General features: G+C 74.9%; 13 protein-coding genes. 10 read left to right on the top strand and 3 right to left on the bottom strand.

Annotated elements, in window-relative coordinates:
- The first annotated feature begins 2,955 nt into the window (after positions 1–2,955).
- Positions 2,956–3,945, top strand: coding sequence for a hypothetical protein (locus tag Pflav_RS03030; RefSeq protein ID WP_173033585.1), 990 nt, complete (start codon positions 2,956–2,958; stop codon positions 3,943–3,945).
- A gap of 203 nt (positions 3,946–4,148) precedes the next feature.
- Here the strand turns inward: Pflav_RS03030 and Pflav_RS03025 are convergent, their stop codons facing one another.
- Positions 4,149–5,528 carry a replication-associated recombination protein A gene (locus Pflav_RS03025; protein ID WP_173042201.1) on the bottom strand — a complete coding sequence of 460 codons (1,380 nt, stop codon included), beginning with the start codon at positions 5,526–5,528 and terminating at the stop codon, positions 4,149–4,151.
- Between the two features lie 26 nt (positions 5,529–5,554).
- The gene (locus Pflav_RS03020; protein ID WP_173033584.1) at positions 5,555–5,764 is read right to left on the bottom strand and encodes a hypothetical protein; all 210 of its coding nucleotides are present in this window, start codon (positions 5,762–5,764) and stop codon (positions 5,555–5,557) included.
- A gap of 108 nt (positions 5,765–5,872) precedes the next feature.
- Between Pflav_RS03020 and Pflav_RS03015 the strand changes: the two genes are divergently transcribed.
- Positions 5,873–6,565 carry a GNAT family N-acetyltransferase gene (locus Pflav_RS03015; protein WP_173042200.1) on the top strand — a complete coding sequence of 231 codons (693 nt, stop codon included), beginning with the start codon at positions 5,873–5,875 and terminating at the stop codon, positions 6,563–6,565.
- A gap of 4 nt (positions 6,566–6,569) precedes the next feature.
- A complete protein-coding gene (locus Pflav_RS03010; RefSeq protein WP_173033583.1) occupies positions 6,570–7,133 on the top strand; it encodes a subtilase-type protease inhibitor in 564 nt (187 codons plus the stop codon).
- A 760-nt stretch (positions 7,134–7,893) separates the two neighbouring features.
- On the opposite strand, the gene aspS is transcribed toward Pflav_RS03010, so the two are convergent.
- Positions 7,894–9,714 carry an aspartate--tRNA ligase gene (gene aspS, locus Pflav_RS03005; RefSeq protein ID WP_173033582.1) on the bottom strand — a complete coding sequence of 607 codons (1,821 nt, stop codon included), beginning with the start codon at positions 9,712–9,714 and terminating at the stop codon, positions 7,894–7,896.
- Positions 9,715–9,891: 177 nt separating this feature from the next.
- On the opposite strand from aspS, the gene Pflav_RS03000 reads away from it, so the two are divergent.
- From Pflav_RS03000 to Pflav_RS02970, 7 genes are all read left to right on the top strand, one after another.
- On the top strand, positions 9,892–10,194 hold the full coding sequence (locus Pflav_RS03000; RefSeq protein ID WP_173033581.1) for an urease subunit gamma: 303 nt from the start codon (positions 9,892–9,894) through the stop codon (positions 10,192–10,194).
- Complete coding sequence (locus Pflav_RS02995; protein ID WP_332107729.1) at positions 10,191–10,490, top strand: urease subunit beta; 300 nt, start codon at positions 10,191–10,193, stop codon at positions 10,488–10,490. The genes Pflav_RS03000 and Pflav_RS02995 overlap by 4 nt, the downstream gene beginning before the upstream one ends.
- Positions 10,487–12,193, top strand: coding sequence for an urease subunit alpha (locus tag Pflav_RS02990; protein WP_173033580.1), 1,707 nt, complete (start codon positions 10,487–10,489; stop codon positions 12,191–12,193). The genes Pflav_RS02995 and Pflav_RS02990 overlap by 4 nt, the downstream gene beginning before the upstream one ends.
- A gap of 8 nt (positions 12,194–12,201) precedes the next feature.
- Complete coding sequence (locus Pflav_RS02985; protein WP_173033579.1) at positions 12,202–12,825, top strand: urease accessory protein UreF; 624 nt, start codon at positions 12,202–12,204, stop codon at positions 12,823–12,825.
- A complete protein-coding gene (ureG, locus tag Pflav_RS02980) occupies positions 12,815–13,471 on the top strand; it encodes an urease accessory protein UreG (protein WP_173033578.1) in 657 nt (218 codons plus the stop codon). The genes Pflav_RS02985 and ureG overlap by 11 nt, the downstream gene beginning before the upstream one ends.
- Positions 13,468–14,238 carry an urease accessory protein UreD gene (locus Pflav_RS02975; RefSeq protein ID WP_173033577.1) on the top strand — a complete coding sequence of 257 codons (771 nt, stop codon included), beginning with the start codon at positions 13,468–13,470 and terminating at the stop codon, positions 14,236–14,238. Before ureG ends, Pflav_RS02975 begins: the two co-directional genes overlap by 4 nt.
- Positions 14,239–14,323: 85 nt before the next feature.
- Entirely contained in the window at positions 14,324–14,764 is a 441-nt protein-coding gene (locus Pflav_RS02970) for a DoxX family protein (protein WP_173033575.1), read from the top strand.
- The last annotated feature ends 221 nt before the right edge of the window (positions 14,765–14,985 follow it).

Raw genomic sequence — 14,985 nt, 5'->3', positions numbered from 1 at the left:
TCCACGCCCGTCCGCACCCGGCCCATCAGAGCCAAGGCCGCCCGGCCCAAGGCTGCCCGGCCCGCCAGGCCCACGCCCGTCAGGCCCCAGGCCGCGACCATCCGCGCCAGGGCCGCCTGGTCCACGACCACCCGCTCCCAGCCCACTTGGACCAAGACCGCCGGGGCCGCCAGGTCCACGCCCGTCAGGCCCGGCTCCGCGCCCGTCCGACTCCGGTCCCCTTGGGCCACGCCCGCCTGGACCGCCGGGGCCACGCCCGTCCGGGCCAGGCCCGCCGAATCCGCCGCCGTCCGGCCCGAGGTCGCCGAACCCGCGCCCCTCTGGGCCGAGGCCGCCGGCGCCGCGCTCGTTCGGGCCTGGACCGCCCGGGCCTCGCCCGTCTGGGCCGAGGCCGCCGGGGCCACGCCCGCCCGGACCGCGTCCCGGACCGCCAGGGCCGGGGACGCTCGCCATGCCGGCGCCGCCGTTCGGACCCGGGCCACCGGCTGGGCCGCGCGGGCCGGCCGGTCGGTGCGGTCCGCCGTTGGGGCCGTCGACGCCGCCCGGACGCCCGCCGGGCCCGTCGGGTGCTCCCCCGCGCCCACCCGGGCGCAGGTCATCCGGTGCTCCGCCACGCCCGTCCGGACGGAAGTCGTCCGGTCCGGCGCCGCGGGAGCCCGGGTGCAAGTCGTCTGGTCCCGCGGCACGGCCGCCCGGACGCAGGTCGTCGGGTATCCCGCCACGCCCGGCGGGGCCGTCGGTAAGTGGTCCGCCGCCCGGTGTCCTGGCCCGTCCCGCCGGACCGGCCGGCATTCCGGGCCCGTCCGCCATGTCCGCGCCGTCGGGGAATGCCTGGCCCGCTGGCCCCGAGCGACCACCAGCCCGGCCGGCGCGTGGGCCGCCCGGCACTCGCGGTCCACCCGGGCCGCCAGGTCCACCCGGAACACCGGGTCCGCTCGGCACGCCAGGTCCGCCCGGCACGCCAGGTCCACCGGGAACACCGGGTCCACCCGGCACGCCTGGTCCACCCATGCCCGGTCCGCCCGGAACGCCGGGTCCACCGGGCACTCCGGGTCCGCCCATGCCCCGTCCGCCCGGAACGCCGGGTCCACCGGGCACTCCGGGTCCACTCATGCCGGGTCCGCCGGGCATGCCGGGTCCGCCCGGAACGCCTGGTCCACCCGGCACCGCGGGCCCGCTGGCTCCGGGGCCACCCGGTCCGCCACCCGCTCCTGGGCCATTCGGACCGCCGCCGGCACGTGGGCCGGCTGGCCGTCCCGGCCCGCTGGGAACGCGTGGCCCGGCCGCCATGCCGGGGCCGTCGGCCATCCCCGGGCCGTCTTGCGCACCTGGGCGGCCGTTGGGGCCCAGCGGTCCACGTGGCCCAGGTGGTCCGTCCTGCCCGAAGGGTGGACGCGGGCCGGACTGCGCCTGCGGCCCGAAGCCCGCGCCCGGTCCGGCCTGGTCCATCGGCGGGCGACCACCACCGGGGCGCGGACCGGACGGCGGTGTCGCTCCCTGCCGCCCCGGCACCACCGGCGGAGCGACGGGTGCGGCGCGCCCGGCGGGTGCGCCCGGACCGCCGTCCGAGACGGGTGCGGCGCCAGGACCGCGACGGGGACCGGGGCCCGCGTCAGGTCCGGCCTGGCCGACAGGCGGGCGTGGGCGCCCGACCCCACGGCTGCCGCGCGGGCGGCCGCCAGGTCCGGCGAAGCCCTCGATGTCGTCGTCCATCGGGGGCGCGGACCAGGCTCACCCGTGCCCTGGTTGCCGGCCCGTCGGCGCCCGCCGTCGGTGTCGGCGATGTCTCCGGTGTCGTAGCCGCCCGGCCCACCCGGGCCGCGACCTCGGCGACGCCCACCATCCGGGCCTGCAATCTCGCCCGTGTCATGGCCAGGCGCCCCGCGGCGGCGACCACCATCCGGGCCTGGCACCTCGCCTGTGTCGTGGCCGGGCGCCCCGCGGCGCCGACCGCCATCCGGCCCCGCGACCTCGCCCGTGTCATAGCCGGGCGCCCCACGGCGACGCCCACCATCCGGGCCTGCAATCTCGCCCGTGTCATGGCCAGGCGCCCCGCGGCGGCGACCACCATCCGGGCCTGCCACCTCGCCCGTGTCGTAATCCGGCGCGCCGCGACGGCGTCCGCCGGCCAGGTCGCCGGTGTCGTGGCCGGCCGGTCCGCCCGGCGCACGCCGGCGCGACCCCTCCGGCCCGTCGGCGAAGCCCGGGGCGGCAGGTCCGGCATCGGTGGGCGGGAGGTCGGCGGGCCGGACTGGGCCGCGTGTGCCGAGCCGCGGCCGTCCGGTTCGACCCAGCCGTCGGGGCCTGCCGCCGGGTCCGGGAGGCGCTGGCCACCACCGGTGCCGTCCTGGTCGCCCCAGCGGGAACGCGCCCCGCCTCCGGCCCGCTCACCCCGCGCGTCCCCACGTCCGCCGGTGCGGGAGCGGGGACGCGGCGGCATGGCTGGTCCGTCGAGGTCGTCCGGTGCGGTGCCGGGCGGTGCCGCGGACTGGGCGTCGGCGTGGCGGGAAGCGCGAGTGCCGGGCAGCGGGCCGTCGCCCCGGCCGCCGTCGCGCGCTGGGTCGGAGGGCGGCGGCAGGTCGGGCGCGTTGCCGGACGCCGGGATCGCGGTCTCCGAGGGGCGCCCCTGGCCGAACGCCGCTATGGCCTGGAAGCCGCCGGTGTCGGGTTCCCCGGGCCGGACCTGAACGGGCTCGCCGTGCCGAGGGCCATCCGCGAAGCGGCCGGGAGGCGCCGGCTCGCCATGCCTGCCGGCTGCGGGGGCCGCACCGTGGCGGGGCGCCGCCGGCTCGCCGTGACGGGGCGGGAACGCCTGGTCGGGCGGGGCCGCCGTGTCGAAGCGGTTGCGGGGGCCGCCGTCGGGACGCCGCGGGTCCGGCTCGCCGTGGCGGGCGGCGGGAGGTACCGCCGGGAACCCCCGGTGTCACCCGGGCGCCCTGGGGCGGGAACGCCACCGTGCCGGCCCGAGCCCATGTCGTCCGGGCCACCGTGCCGGCCGCCGCCCATCACGTCGCCGGTGTCGCCGTGCCGGCCACCACGCCGGCCCGAGCCGGTGATGTCGCCCGTGTCGCCACGGCGGCCAGCGCCAGCCGCGTCGCCGTGCCGGCCAGCGCCCATCACATCGCCCGTGCCACCGTGCCGGCCAGCGCCGTCGCCGGTGCCGTGCCGGCCAGCGCCACCCACATCCCCGGTGTCGCCGTGCCGGCCAGCGCCCATCACGTCGCCGGTGTCGCCGGGCCGGCTGGCGCCCATCGGGTCGCCTGCGTCGCCGTGCCGGCCGGCGCTGCCGCCGGTGCCGTGCCGGCCCGGGCCCATCACGTCCCCGGTGTCGCCGTGCCGGCCAGGGCCGCGCGGGCCGGGCGCCATGACGTCGCCCGTGTCGCCGTGCCGACCACCGCGTCCTGGGCCGGTGATCTCGCCCGTGTCGCCGTGGCGGCCGCCGCGGCCCGCGCCGGCGATGTCGCCGGTGTCGCCGTACCGGCCCGGAGCGCCGCCGCCGTCAAAGCGGCCGGGCGGAACCGCCCCGTCGAACCGAGGGCCATCGGGGCCGGCCACCGGCATGACTTGCTCGAACCCGGGGGCGTCGCCGCGCCGGGGTGGGCCGCCGGCACGGGCGCCGTTCGGCGGCTCGTCGAAGCGGCCGGGCGGGGGCGCTCCGTCGAAGCGGCGGCCGGGCACTGGCTCGTCGTAGCGCCCCTGGTCGCCATAGCCGGCCGGGGCATCGGCTCGGGGTGGCGGGAGCGCGGCGGCTCAGGTCCGGGGCCGGCCATGACCGGAGGGCCGGCGGGCGGTGGGACCGCGCGGCCACCCGGACCGCTCGGCGGCCGTGCCGCGGGCCGGTCCGCCGGGTGTGGCGGCATGCCCGGGCCAGGGCCCGGAGCGCCGGGGGCGGGCCAGCCGTCCTCGCCGGCGTTCTCGTCCTCGCCGGTGGGGAGCTTCGCGTAGGCGGAGGCGCCCGCGGCACCCGGGCCGATCGCGGCGCCTTCCTCCTTGGCCGTGCGCAGGTCGTCGAGCCAGCCGGTCTCCTCGCCGCTCACCGGCTCGTCGACAGGCTCCTCGCCCTTCCCACGCCCCCAGCGCTTCACCATGCGCCCACACCCTCATCGAGCTGGGCGTTCATGCCCCACCGAACAGCGACGGGAGCCCCCCTACGCATCGTCACCTCGCACGATCCGGCGGAGCGCGGGAAGGCGGGCCGCCACCGCGCGCTCCGAACCGTGCTCGCCGGGCATGTAGTAATCGGTGCGCGCCAGGTCGTCCGGCGCGTACTGCTGGGTGACCACACCGCGTGGGTCGTCGTGCGGGTACCGGTATCCCAGGCCGTGGCCGAGCCCCCGCGAGCCCTGGTAGTGCGCGTCGCGCAGGTGGCGGGGGACGGCGCCGCCCCGACCCGCGCGCACATCGGCCATCGCCTTGCCGATCGCCACCGTGGCCGAGTTGGACTTCGGCGCGGTGGCGAGGTGGATCACGGCGTGGGCGAGGTTGAGCTGGGCCTCGGGCAGCCCCACGTACTCGACGGCGTGGGCCGCGGCGGTCGCCACCGAAAGGGCGGTGGGGTCGGCCATGCCCACGTCCTCGCTCGCGAAGATCACGATGCGGCGGGCGATGAACCGCGCGTCCTCCCCGGCCACCAACATCCGGGCCAGCCAGTGCAGCGCCGCATCGGGGTCGGAGCCACGCATGCTCTTGATGAACGCACTCGTCACGTCGTAATGCGCGTCGCCATCCCGGTCGTACCGGACCGCGGCCACGTCGACCGCCTGCTCGGCGGTGGCGAGGTCGATCACGGAAGCTCCGCGCGCCGACGCGGACGAGGCGGCCGCTTCGAGGGCGGTGAGGGCCTTGCGCACATCGCCGCCCGCGAGCCGTACCAGATGGTCCTCGGCCTCCTGATCAAGCGTGACCGCGCCGCCCAGCCCGCGCTCGTCGGTGGTCGCGCGGCGGATGAGCCCGCGCACGGCGTCCTCGTCGAGCGGCTGGAGGGTGAGCAGCACACATCGGGACAGGAGCGGGGAGATGACGGAAAAATACGGGTTTTCCGTGGTGGCCGCGAGCAGCGTGACCGTACGGTCCTCAACCGCCGCGAGCAGCGAGTCCTGCTGAGTCTTGCTGAAGCGGTGCACCTCGTCGATGAAGAGCACGGTGGGCGGCCCACCGGTGCGCCGCTCGCGCCGGGCCGTGTCGATCACCGCGCGTACATCCTTGACGCCGGCCGACAGCGCCGACATCGCCACGAACCGCCGATCAGTGGCCGCGGCCACCAGGTGCGCGATCGTGGTCTTGCCGCTGCCCGGCGGCCCCCACAGGATCACCGACATCGGCGTCGAACCGCCGACCAGCTGCCGCAGGGGCGCGCCGGGCGCCAGCAGGTGATCCTGACCGACCAGCTCGTCGAGCGACGCCGGCCGCATCCGCACGGGGAGCGGGGAGTCGGCGCCGGGCGGGGTGAACCCACCCGCCGCGCCGCCCCCCGGCGGTGCGGTGCGCACGCCGGTGGCCGCGAGAGGGAACAGGCCGTCGGTCTCCATCACCCACAGACAGTACCGGCCGATGCTCAGCCGCGGCCGGGACGCCGCCCTCGGTACCACCGTCCGCCGCCCCCGGCGGAGCCGCGGCCGACGCCGGCGAAGTACAGAGCCAGCAGGAACAGACCGATCAGGACCAGGGTGTTCCAGTTGAAGAGATCCGGCGCGCCCAGATCGGAGTCGAGCAGGTCGAGCAGCAGCGCGAAGCCGAACACACCGGCGGCAGCTATGGCGAACATGAATCCTCCTTGAGGGGGTTTGGTGCACGCCCCATGTACCCCGCGCCACATCCGGCCAAGCGTCCACCGTGGACATCTATGGCGGCACCTAGGCTGCCGGCCGTGAATATGGTCACGGGGCGGGACGCGGTGGTGGCGGCGGCCGGCGACTCTCCGTACGCACGGCTGCACACCAGCGGTGAGGTGACCGGCTATCTCATCCCCGGTACCACCGCTTGGGTCGATCAAGGACCGACGGGCCCGGTGGCCTGCGCGGTGGGCGACCCCACGCGGGCGGCGGAGCTGCTGGCCGGCAGCGGCGCACAGTGGCTGCACCTCCCCCGCGCCACCACCGAGGAGCTGGCCCAACTGCCGGTCGCGCACCGGGACGACTGGGAGTACTTGTGGACGGTCACGCCCCCACCGCCGCGCGCCGGCGAGGAAGCGGTGACACAGCTCACTTCCGCCGACGACGCCGACATCGAAGCGCTACTCACCGTCGCCTTTCCGAAGACCGCGACCCGGCCGGGCGACTCGAGGGTGCGCTCGTGGTTCGGCATCCGCGCCGAGGGCCGGCTCGTCGCCTGCGGCGCCGACCGCAGCCGGGGCGGCGTGGGCTTTCTCGCCGGCCTCGCGGTCAGCCCCGACCAGCGCGGTCGCGGGCTGGGCGCCGCGCTCACCGCGGCCATCGTCCGTCACCATTTGGACGAGTACGGGATATCGTCCCTGGGCGTGATGGCCGGCAATGACCCCGCGCTCCGCCTCTACCGCGGTCTCGGCTTCACGAGCGTCCTGCACCGCACGACGGTCCGGATCGCGTAGCCCGATGAGCGGGCAAGCACCCGACGAGGTGCTCTTCGAGGCAAGCTGGTGGGCGGTGACCGCGGTTGACGGCGCGGGCCTCTTCGACCCGACCGCGCATGGCCTCGACCCGCGGCCGAAGGGCACCGCCTGCTACCGCGGCTACGTCTGCCGGTACGCCCTGGTCGACGGTCGGCTGGCGCTCCGGGAGCTCGAGTTGGGCTCGCAGGATGAGCCGCCCAGGCTCGCTGGCGTCGAGCCGGGGCGTGATGACGACTGGCTGGGGTGGCGCTACCAGGAGTTGGACGTTCCGGTGGCATTCACCGGGCGCCTGCTGGTCGGCGACGGCGACACCGACGGGCCGTACCTGAACATGGGCTTCCTGCCCGCCTGGATGTACGCGGAGGTCCGCGACCTCACCTTCCAGGCCGGCACGCTTGTCGACGCCGCCGACCGCTCCGCGGAACTCGCCGCGGTGCGTGCCGACTTCGCCGAAACGGCCGCACGCCCGCCGGCCGGGGAAGCCTCCCGGGACTGGATCTCCCGCACCTTCTCCCTGACCTACGACTACAGCTGGCCCGGACGCTAAGAGCCCTGGGGCCCGTCTCCCGGATCATCGACAGGCTGCGGCGAGGTCCAGGAGACAGGCCCGGGACGACCTATTCCAAGAGAAGGACATGGGCTACCGCGATGTCCGCGGTGGTCCGGACCGCTGCTCCCGCGGCCTCACCCTCCGCGCTTCACAACCCCGACCGCCGGGCCGGCGGCCCCGCGGGCTCTGGAGCTGGGCGCACCGATGCACCCGCAAGCCGGCACCCTTCCGGCCGACTGCGCGGGGCCCGGCCTTTGTGAACGTTTCCTGCTGCCCCGGCAACGGAAAACGTTCACAAACCCCCGCGATCCACAACCAACAGAGCGCCGCCGTCGGCACGCAAGACCCGACGGCGCCCCTTTGGGGAAACCTGTGGTCGCCCTGGCAGCGACAACTCTCCCCAAAGCCCGACAAGCCCGCTCTCCTCGCACCGGGACCCGGTGATCGTTCACCCAAACCCGCGGCATCGCCCGCGTGTCGCGCGGCTATCGGGTGACCAATCACCACCGACCGCGTCGACCCACGGGACGACGCGCGTCCGCTCCTGCTCCCCCCAGGAAACGGCCCGAGTCTGCCGGCGAGGCGGCAGCAGAGCGAACGCGCGCGGACCGCGCCCGGCGCTCGCGCAAACCATCAAGATCCGCGCAAAAACCAGGTTTCTGCTGCCTTGCCAAGCGCGGAGGGTGAGGCTGCGGGAGCAGCGGTCTGGACCACCGCGGGCGTCGCGGTAGCCCAGGCCTCTGATCGGAATGGATCTTTAGTTGCTGTGCTCCACGGGGGCTGCCATGCCGGCGGTGCCGGGCTTTTCCGCGGCGGCCTGGGTCGGGGCCTTGGGCTTGGCGTCGACGCCGGCCTCGGTGCGCTGCTGCGCGGTGATCGGCGTGGGCGCGCCGGTCAGCGGGTCGTAGCCGCCCCTCGTCTTCGGGAAGGCGATGACCTCGCGGATCGAGTCGGCGCCGGAGAGCAGCATGCAGACGCGGTCCCAGCCGAACGCGATGCCGGCGTGCGGCGGCGGGCCGTACTTGAACGCCTCCAGCAGGAAGCCGAACTTGTCGTTGGCCTCCTCCGGCGTGATGCCGAGCAGGTCGAAGACGCGGCGCTGCACGTCGCCCCGGTGGATACGGACGGAGCCGCCGCCGATCTCGTTGCCGTTGCAGACGATGTCGTACGCGTACGCCAGCGCGCGGTCCGGCGCCTCCTCGAAGCGGCCCAGCCACTCATCGTTGGGCGAGGTGAAGGGGTGGTGGACCGCGGTCCAGCCGCCCTCCTCCAGCGGCTCGAACATCGGGGCGTCGACCACCCAGCAGAACGCCCACGCGTCCTCGTCGACGAGCCCGGCGCGGCGGGCGATCTCGATGCGTGCGGCGCCGAGCAGCTCTTGGGCCTCGCGGCGGTTGCCGGCCGCGGCGAAGAAGACGGCGTCGCCCGGCTTCGCACCAACCGCGTCGGCGAGGCCGGCGAGGTGGGCCTCGCTGAGGTTCTTGGCGACCGGGCCGCGGGCCTCGCCGGTCTCGGCGTCGAGCACCACGTACGCCAGGCCGCGGGCGCCGCGCGCCTTGGCCCAGTCCTGCCAGCCGTCCAACTCCTTGCGGGTCTGGGCCGCGCCGCTGGGCATGACGACCGCGCCGACGTACCCGCCCGCGTCGATCGCGCCGGCGAACACCCGGAACTCCGTGCCGCGCAGGTAGTCGGTCAGCTCGGTCAGCTCGAGGCCGTAGCGCAGGTCGGGCTTGTCCGAGCCGTACCGCGCCATCGCGTCGTGCCAGGTGATCCGCGGGATCGGCCCGGTGATCTCGTGGCCGGCCAGCTCCCGCCACAGCGCGCCGACGATCGCCTCGCCCAGCTCGATCACGTCGTCCTCGGTGACGAACGACATCTCGATGTCCAGCTGGGTGAACTCCGGCTGCCGGTCGGCCCGGAAGTCCTCGTCGCGGTAGCAGCGGGCGATCTGGTAGTACCGCTCCATCCCGCCGACCATCAGCAGCTGCTTGAAGAGCTGCGGCGACTGCGGCAGCGCGTACCAGGTGCCGGGCTGGAGCCGCACCGGCACCAGGAAGTCGCGGGCACCCTCGGGCGTCGAGCGGGTCAGCGTGGGGGTCTCGATCTCCACGAAGTCGCGGTCGTGCAGCACCGTCCGGGCGATCTGGCTGGCCCGCGAGCGGAGCCGGATCGCGCGCGCCGGCCCGCTGCGGCGCAGGTCGAGGTACCGGTACTTGAGCCGGATGTCGTCGCCCGCGTCGACGTGGTCGTCGACCGGCAGCGGCAGCGGGGCCGCCTCGGAGAGGATCTCCAGCGCGGAGACGTTGACCTCGATGTCACCGGTCGGCAGCTCGGGGTTGTCGTTGCCCTCCGGGCGGCGCTCGACGGCACCGGTGACCTTCACGCAGAACTCGTTGCGCAGCGCGTGCGCGAGCTCCATCTCCTCCCGGAACACCACCTGCACCACGCCCGACGCGTCGCGCAGGTCGACGAAGATGACACCCCCGTGGTCGCGCCGGCGGGCCACCCAACCGGCGAGCGTCACCGTCGTGCCGGCGTCCGCGGCACGCAGGCTTCCGGCGTCATGGGTACGGATCACGGGTGCATCTCCTTCACATGGGTATCCGCGGACATTCTGTCAGGGATACCCGAAGTGACCCGACGCCACCCGCCCGTCAGCGCGGGAGGTTTCAGCACGCGGCGGCCGGTCTGGCGCCCGCACAGCGGAAACGTGCCGGAAATGTTGAGGTGTCAGCATCCCGCTGGAGGTGACGCTTTGTTCCTGACCCGGCACGAGCAGGACCGGCTGCTGATCCACGTGGCGGCCGACGTGGCCTGGCGGCGGCGCGAGCGCGGCCTACGGCTCAACCATCCCGAGGCGACCGCGGTGATCACCGCGTTCCTGCTGGAGGCGGCCCGGGACGGCCGCACCGTCGCGGAGCTGATGGAGGCCGGCCGGCAGGTGCTCACCCGGGAGGACGTGCTCGACGGCGTGCCGGAGATGCTGCCCGAGGTGCAGGTCGAGGCGACGTTCCCGGACGGCACCAAGCTCGTCACCGTCCACGAGCCGATCCCGTGAGCGGCATCGTTCCGGGCGAGATCGTCCCCGGCGAGGGCGACGTGGAGATCAACGCCGGGCGGCCGGTGCTGACCCTCGCCGTGAGCAACACGGGCGACCGGCCGGTGCAGGTCGGCTCGCACTACCACTTCGCGGACGCCAACCCGGCGCTCGACTTCGACCGCGCGGCCGCCCAGGGGCACCGCTTGGCCGTGCCGGCCGGCACGTCCGTGCGGTTCGAGCCCGGCATCCCGCGCGACGTCGAGCTGGTACCCCTGGCCGGCCACCGCGTCGTACCGGGCCTGGTGCGGCGATGAGGATCGACCGCCGGCGGTACATCAGCCTCTACGGGCCGACGACCGGCGACCGCATCCGGCTGGCCGACACCAACCTGCTGATCGAGGTCGAGGAGGACCGCTGCGCCGGCGGCGACGAGGCGGTCTTCGGCGGCGGCAAGGTGATCCGCGAGTCGATGGGCCAGTCCCGGGCCACCCGCGCCGAAGGTACGCCGGACACGATCATCACCGGCGCTGTCGTGCTCGACCACTGGGGCGTGGTCAAGGCCGACGTCGGCATCCGGGACGGGCGGATCGTGGCGCTCGGCAAGGCCGGCAACCCGGACACCATGGACGGCGTACACCCGGACCTGGTCATCGGGCCGGGCACCGAGGTGATCGCCGGCAACGGCAAGATCCTCACGGCCGGCGCGATCGACTCGCACGTCCACTTCATCTGCCCGCAGATCCTCGAAGAGGCCCTCGCCAGCGGCATCACCACGGTGATCGGCGGCGGTACCGGCCCGGCCGAGGGCACCAAGGCCACCACCGTCACGCCGAACGCCTGGCACCTGGCCCGCATGTTCGAGGCGATCGACCCCTGGCCGGTCAACGTGCTGCTGCTCGGCAAGGGCAATACGGTCAGCGCCGAGTCGATGTGGGAGCAGCTGCGCGGCGGCGCGGGCGGCTTGAAGCTGCACGAGGACTGGGGCACCACGCCCGCCGCGATCGACGCCTGCCTCACCGTCGCGGACGCGGCCGGGGTGCAGGTCAACATCCACACCGACACGCTGAACGAGGCCGGCTTCGTCGAGGACACGCTGCGGGCGATCGGCGGGCGATCGATCCACGCGTACCACACCGAGGGCGCGGGCGGCGGCCACGCACCGGACATCATCACGGTCGCGTCCCACCCCAACGTGCTGCCGTCGTCGACAAACCCGACCCGGCCGTACACGCGCAACACGCTGGACGAGCACCTCGACATGCTGATGGTCTGCCACCACCTCAACCCGGCGGTGCCCGAGGACCTCGCATTCGCGGAGAGCCGCATCCGGCCGAGCACGATGGCCGCCGAGGACGTGCTGCACGACCTCGGCGCGATCTCGATCATCGGCTCGGACGCGCAGGCGATGGGGCGGGTCGGCGAGGTCGTGCTCCGTACCTGGCAGACCGCGCACGTCATGAAGGACCGCCGCGGCGCGCTCCCCGGCGACGGGGCGGCCGACAACCACCGCGCCCGCCGGTACGTCGCGAAGTACACGATCTGCCCCGCCGTCACGCACGGCATCGAGGGCGACGTGGGCTCGGTCGAGGCCGGCAAGCTCGCCGACCTCGTGCTGTGGGACCCGGCGTTCTTCGGCGTACGGCCGCACCTGGTGATCAAGGGCGGCATGATCGCGTGGGCGCAGATGGGCGACGCGAACGCCTCGATCCCCACTCCCCAGCCGGTCCTGCCCCGCCCGATGTTCGGTGCGTACGGTGCCGCGCCGGCCGCGACGAGCCTCGCGTTCGTGGCGCCGGCCGCGATCGAGGACGGTCTGGCGGATCGGCTCGCCGTGGCCCGCCAGCTCAAACCGGTCGCCGGCGTACGCGGCCGGGGCAAGGCCAACCTCCCACTCAACGACGCCACCCCGCGGATCGAGGTGGAGCCGGACACGTTCACGGTGCGGATCGACGGCGAGGTGGTCGAGCCGCAGCCGGTGAGCGAGCTGCCGATGGCCCAGCGCTACTTCCTCTTCTGACGGCGCCGATGTCCACCACCCTGCTGCTGCTCGCCGACGGACGCTTCCCGGCCGGCGGCCACGCGCACTCGGGCGGGCTGGAGGCGGCGGTGACCGCGGGCCGGGTACGCGACCTCGACGACCTCGACGCCTTCCTCCGCGGCCGCCTGGCGACGGTGGGGCTGGTGAGCGCGGCGTTCGCGGCGGCGGCCTGCGCGGGCGGCGACATCCACACCCTCGAAGCGGGGCTCGACGCGCGCACCCTGTCTCCCGCGCTGCGTAAGGCGTCCCGGGCGCAGGGGCGGGCGCTGCTGCGCGCCGGCCGTACACTGTGGACGCTCCCCACCGCGGAACGCGAGCTGCACCACCCGGTCGCGCTCGGCGTGGTGGCCGCCGCCGCGGGGCTCACGCCGGCGGAAGCCGCGCTCACCGCCGCGTACGGCACGGTCACCGGCCCGGCCAGCGCCGCCGTACGGCTACTGGGGTTGGACCCGTACGCCACGCACGCGCTCGTCGCCCGGCTCGCCCCGGACTGCGACGCGGTCGCGGCCCGAGCCGCCACAGTGGACGACCTGCCCGCCTGTTCCGCACCGCTGCTGGACATCGGGGCCGAAACACACGCCACCTGGGAGGTGCGTCTCTTTGCATCCTGAAGCACACACCCATCCGGACCCGCACCCGGCACGAAACGCCACCGGCGCGCGGGCGCTGCGGATCGGCATCGGCGGCCCGGTCGGCTCGGGTAAGACCGCGCTCGTCGCCGCGCTCTGCCGCACGCTCGCCGCCGACCTGCGGCTCGCGGTCGTCACCAACGACATCTACACCACCGAGGACGCCGACTTCCTGCTCCGCAACGGGGTGCTGCCGGCCGACCGCATCCGCGCCGTCGAGACCGGCTGCTGCCCGCACACCGCGATCCGCGACGACATCTCCGCCAACCTCGACGCCTGCGAGGACCTGGAGGCCGACCTCGGCCCGCTCGACCTGGTGCTGGTGGAGAGCGGCGGCGACAACCTGACCGCCACGTTCAGCAAGGGCCTGGTAGACCGGCAGATCTTCGTGGTCGACGTGGCCGGCGGCGACAAGGTGCCGCGCAAGGGCGGGCCCGGCGTCACCACCGCCGACCTGCTCGTCGTCAACAAGACCGACCTCGCCCCGCTGGTCGGCGCCGACCTGTCCGTCATGGCCCGCGACGCGCGCGCCCGCCGCGGCGACCTGCCGACCGTCTTCCTCTCCCTGGTGGAGGACCCGGCCGCGACACCGGTCGCCGACTGGGTGCGCGGCCTGACCAAAGAATGAAGGCCACCGCCCGGATCACCGCGGTCGCGGAGGCCGGGCGCACGCGGCTGGTCACCCTCCGGTCGGAAACACCCCTTCTGGTACGGAAGACGGGCCCCAGCCGAGCGGACGGCGAGGTCGAGGTGCACCTGGTCGGCGGGGCCGCCGGCCCGCTCGGCGGCGACCGGCTGCGCATCGAGGTGGCCGTCGGGCCCGGCGCGCGCCTGTGCGTCCGTACCGTCGCGGCCTCGCTCGCCCTGCCGGGGCCGCGGCGAGCGGAGCGAGCAAGCCGACAGAGCCCAGGCGACGCACAGTCCACGCTGGACATCCACGCGACCGTGGCGGCCGGCGGCTCGCTGCGGTGGCTACCCGAGCCACTCATCGCCGCGAAGGGTTGTGACCACGTCTCCAGGTCCCTTGTGGACCTGGAGAGCGACGCCTCCCTCACCTGGCGGGAGGAGGTCGTATGCGGGCGCCACGGAGAGGACCCCGGAGACGCGTCACTGGAGAGCACCGTGCGCCTCGCCGGACGTACCATCATGCGCCAGGACGTGTCGGTCGGACCGCGCGCCGCCGGATGGGCCGGGCCCGCGGTGTTGGGCGGCGGCCGCGCGACCGGGACGCTGCTGGTGGTGGATCCTCTGTGGACGGAAAAACCGCCGGAGGCGGCGGTCCTGGGGCCGGGCGCGGCGCGGATGCCGCTCGCCGGCGGGCCGGCGGCGATCGCGCAGGCCGTCGGCGGTGACCTGCGCGAGGTGCGGGCGGCCCTCGACCGCGCCTTCGCCTGAGCCCACCCACGCTACATAGACAGTCGTAGATGTGACGGGATACCATCTCCTGGCCGTGGGGACCGGTCTCGACAGGAGCTCTTGTATGAATCCCGTACGCATTCCCGACCTCGTCAGCACGCTCTTCCGGCTCGTGCTCGGCCTGCTGTTCGCCCTCCACGGCGCGGCGTCCCTCTTCGGCGGCTTCGGCAGTGGCTCCGGCGGCTCCGGCGAGGCGGTCCCGATCGGCACCTGGCCGGGGTGGTACGCGGCGCTGATCCAGTTCGCCGGCGGCCTGCTCGTCCTGGCCGGGCTGGCCACCCGCGCCGCCGCGATCATCTGCTCCGGCTCGATGGCCTACGCGTACTTCGTCGTCCACCAGCCCGACGCGCTGCTCCCGCTCAACAACGGCGGCGAGAAGGCGGCGCTCTTCTGCTGGTCGTTCCTGCTGATCGCGGCGCTGGGGCCGGGTCGCTGGTCGGTCGACGCGGCACTGTCCCGGCGGCGCGCCCGGGCCGGCACGCCGGAGCCCGTGGCGGCGGCGTGAGGGCCAGTCACGTCCGTCAACCTTTCCGCCGGACGAGAACTGTCGGTTAGTCGACTGCCCGATTTCTCCCGCGATGCGGACGGGGTGTCCCGCCCCGTCCGCCCCTATCATGGCCCCGACCAGGCAAGACTTCCCGTGCGGCCGCTGGAAATCGGAGCATCGGCCGATGTCGTGCCGTACGGATCTGGGATGGCTCGCCTCCCTATCAAGTGCTGAAGTGT

The organism is Phytohabitans flavus (assembly GCF_011764545.1).
In the GTDB taxonomy this organism is placed as follows: Bacteria; Actinomycetota; Actinomycetes; order Mycobacteriales; family Micromonosporaceae; genus Phytohabitans; species Phytohabitans flavus.
The sequence above is the reverse complement of the archived record's forward strand: the minus strand, read 5'-3'. Positions and strand labels throughout refer to the sequence as shown.

What these genes read in the sequence shown, in the direction of transcription:
- Pflav_RS02970 (WP_173033575.1), top strand. Translation starts at nt 14,324, where the DNA reads ATGAATCCCGTACGCATTCCCGACCTCGTCAGCACGCTCTTCCGGCTC.
- Pflav_RS03020 (WP_173033584.1), bottom strand. Translation starts at nt 5,764, where the DNA reads ATGTTCGCCATAGCTGCCGCCGGTGTGTTCGGCTTCGCGCTGCTGCTC.
- Pflav_RS03025 (WP_173042201.1), bottom strand. Translation starts at nt 5,528, where the DNA reads ATGGAGACCGACGGCCTGTTCCCTCTCGCGGCCACCGGCGTGCGCACC.
- Pflav_RS03010 (WP_173033583.1), top strand. Translation starts at nt 6,570, where the DNA reads ATGAGCGGGCAAGCACCCGACGAGGTGCTCTTCGAGGCAAGCTGGTGG.
- Pflav_RS02990 (WP_173033580.1), top strand. Translation starts at nt 10,487, where the DNA reads ATGAGGATCGACCGCCGGCGGTACATCAGCCTCTACGGGCCGACGACC.
- Pflav_RS02985 (WP_173033579.1), top strand. Translation starts at nt 12,202, where the DNA reads ATGTCCACCACCCTGCTGCTGCTCGCCGACGGACGCTTCCCGGCCGGC.
- Pflav_RS02975 (WP_173033577.1), top strand. Translation starts at nt 13,468, where the DNA reads ATGAAGGCCACCGCCCGGATCACCGCGGTCGCGGAGGCCGGGCGCACG.
- Pflav_RS03015 (WP_173042200.1), top strand. Translation starts at nt 5,873, where the DNA reads ATGGTCACGGGGCGGGACGCGGTGGTGGCGGCGGCCGGCGACTCTCCG.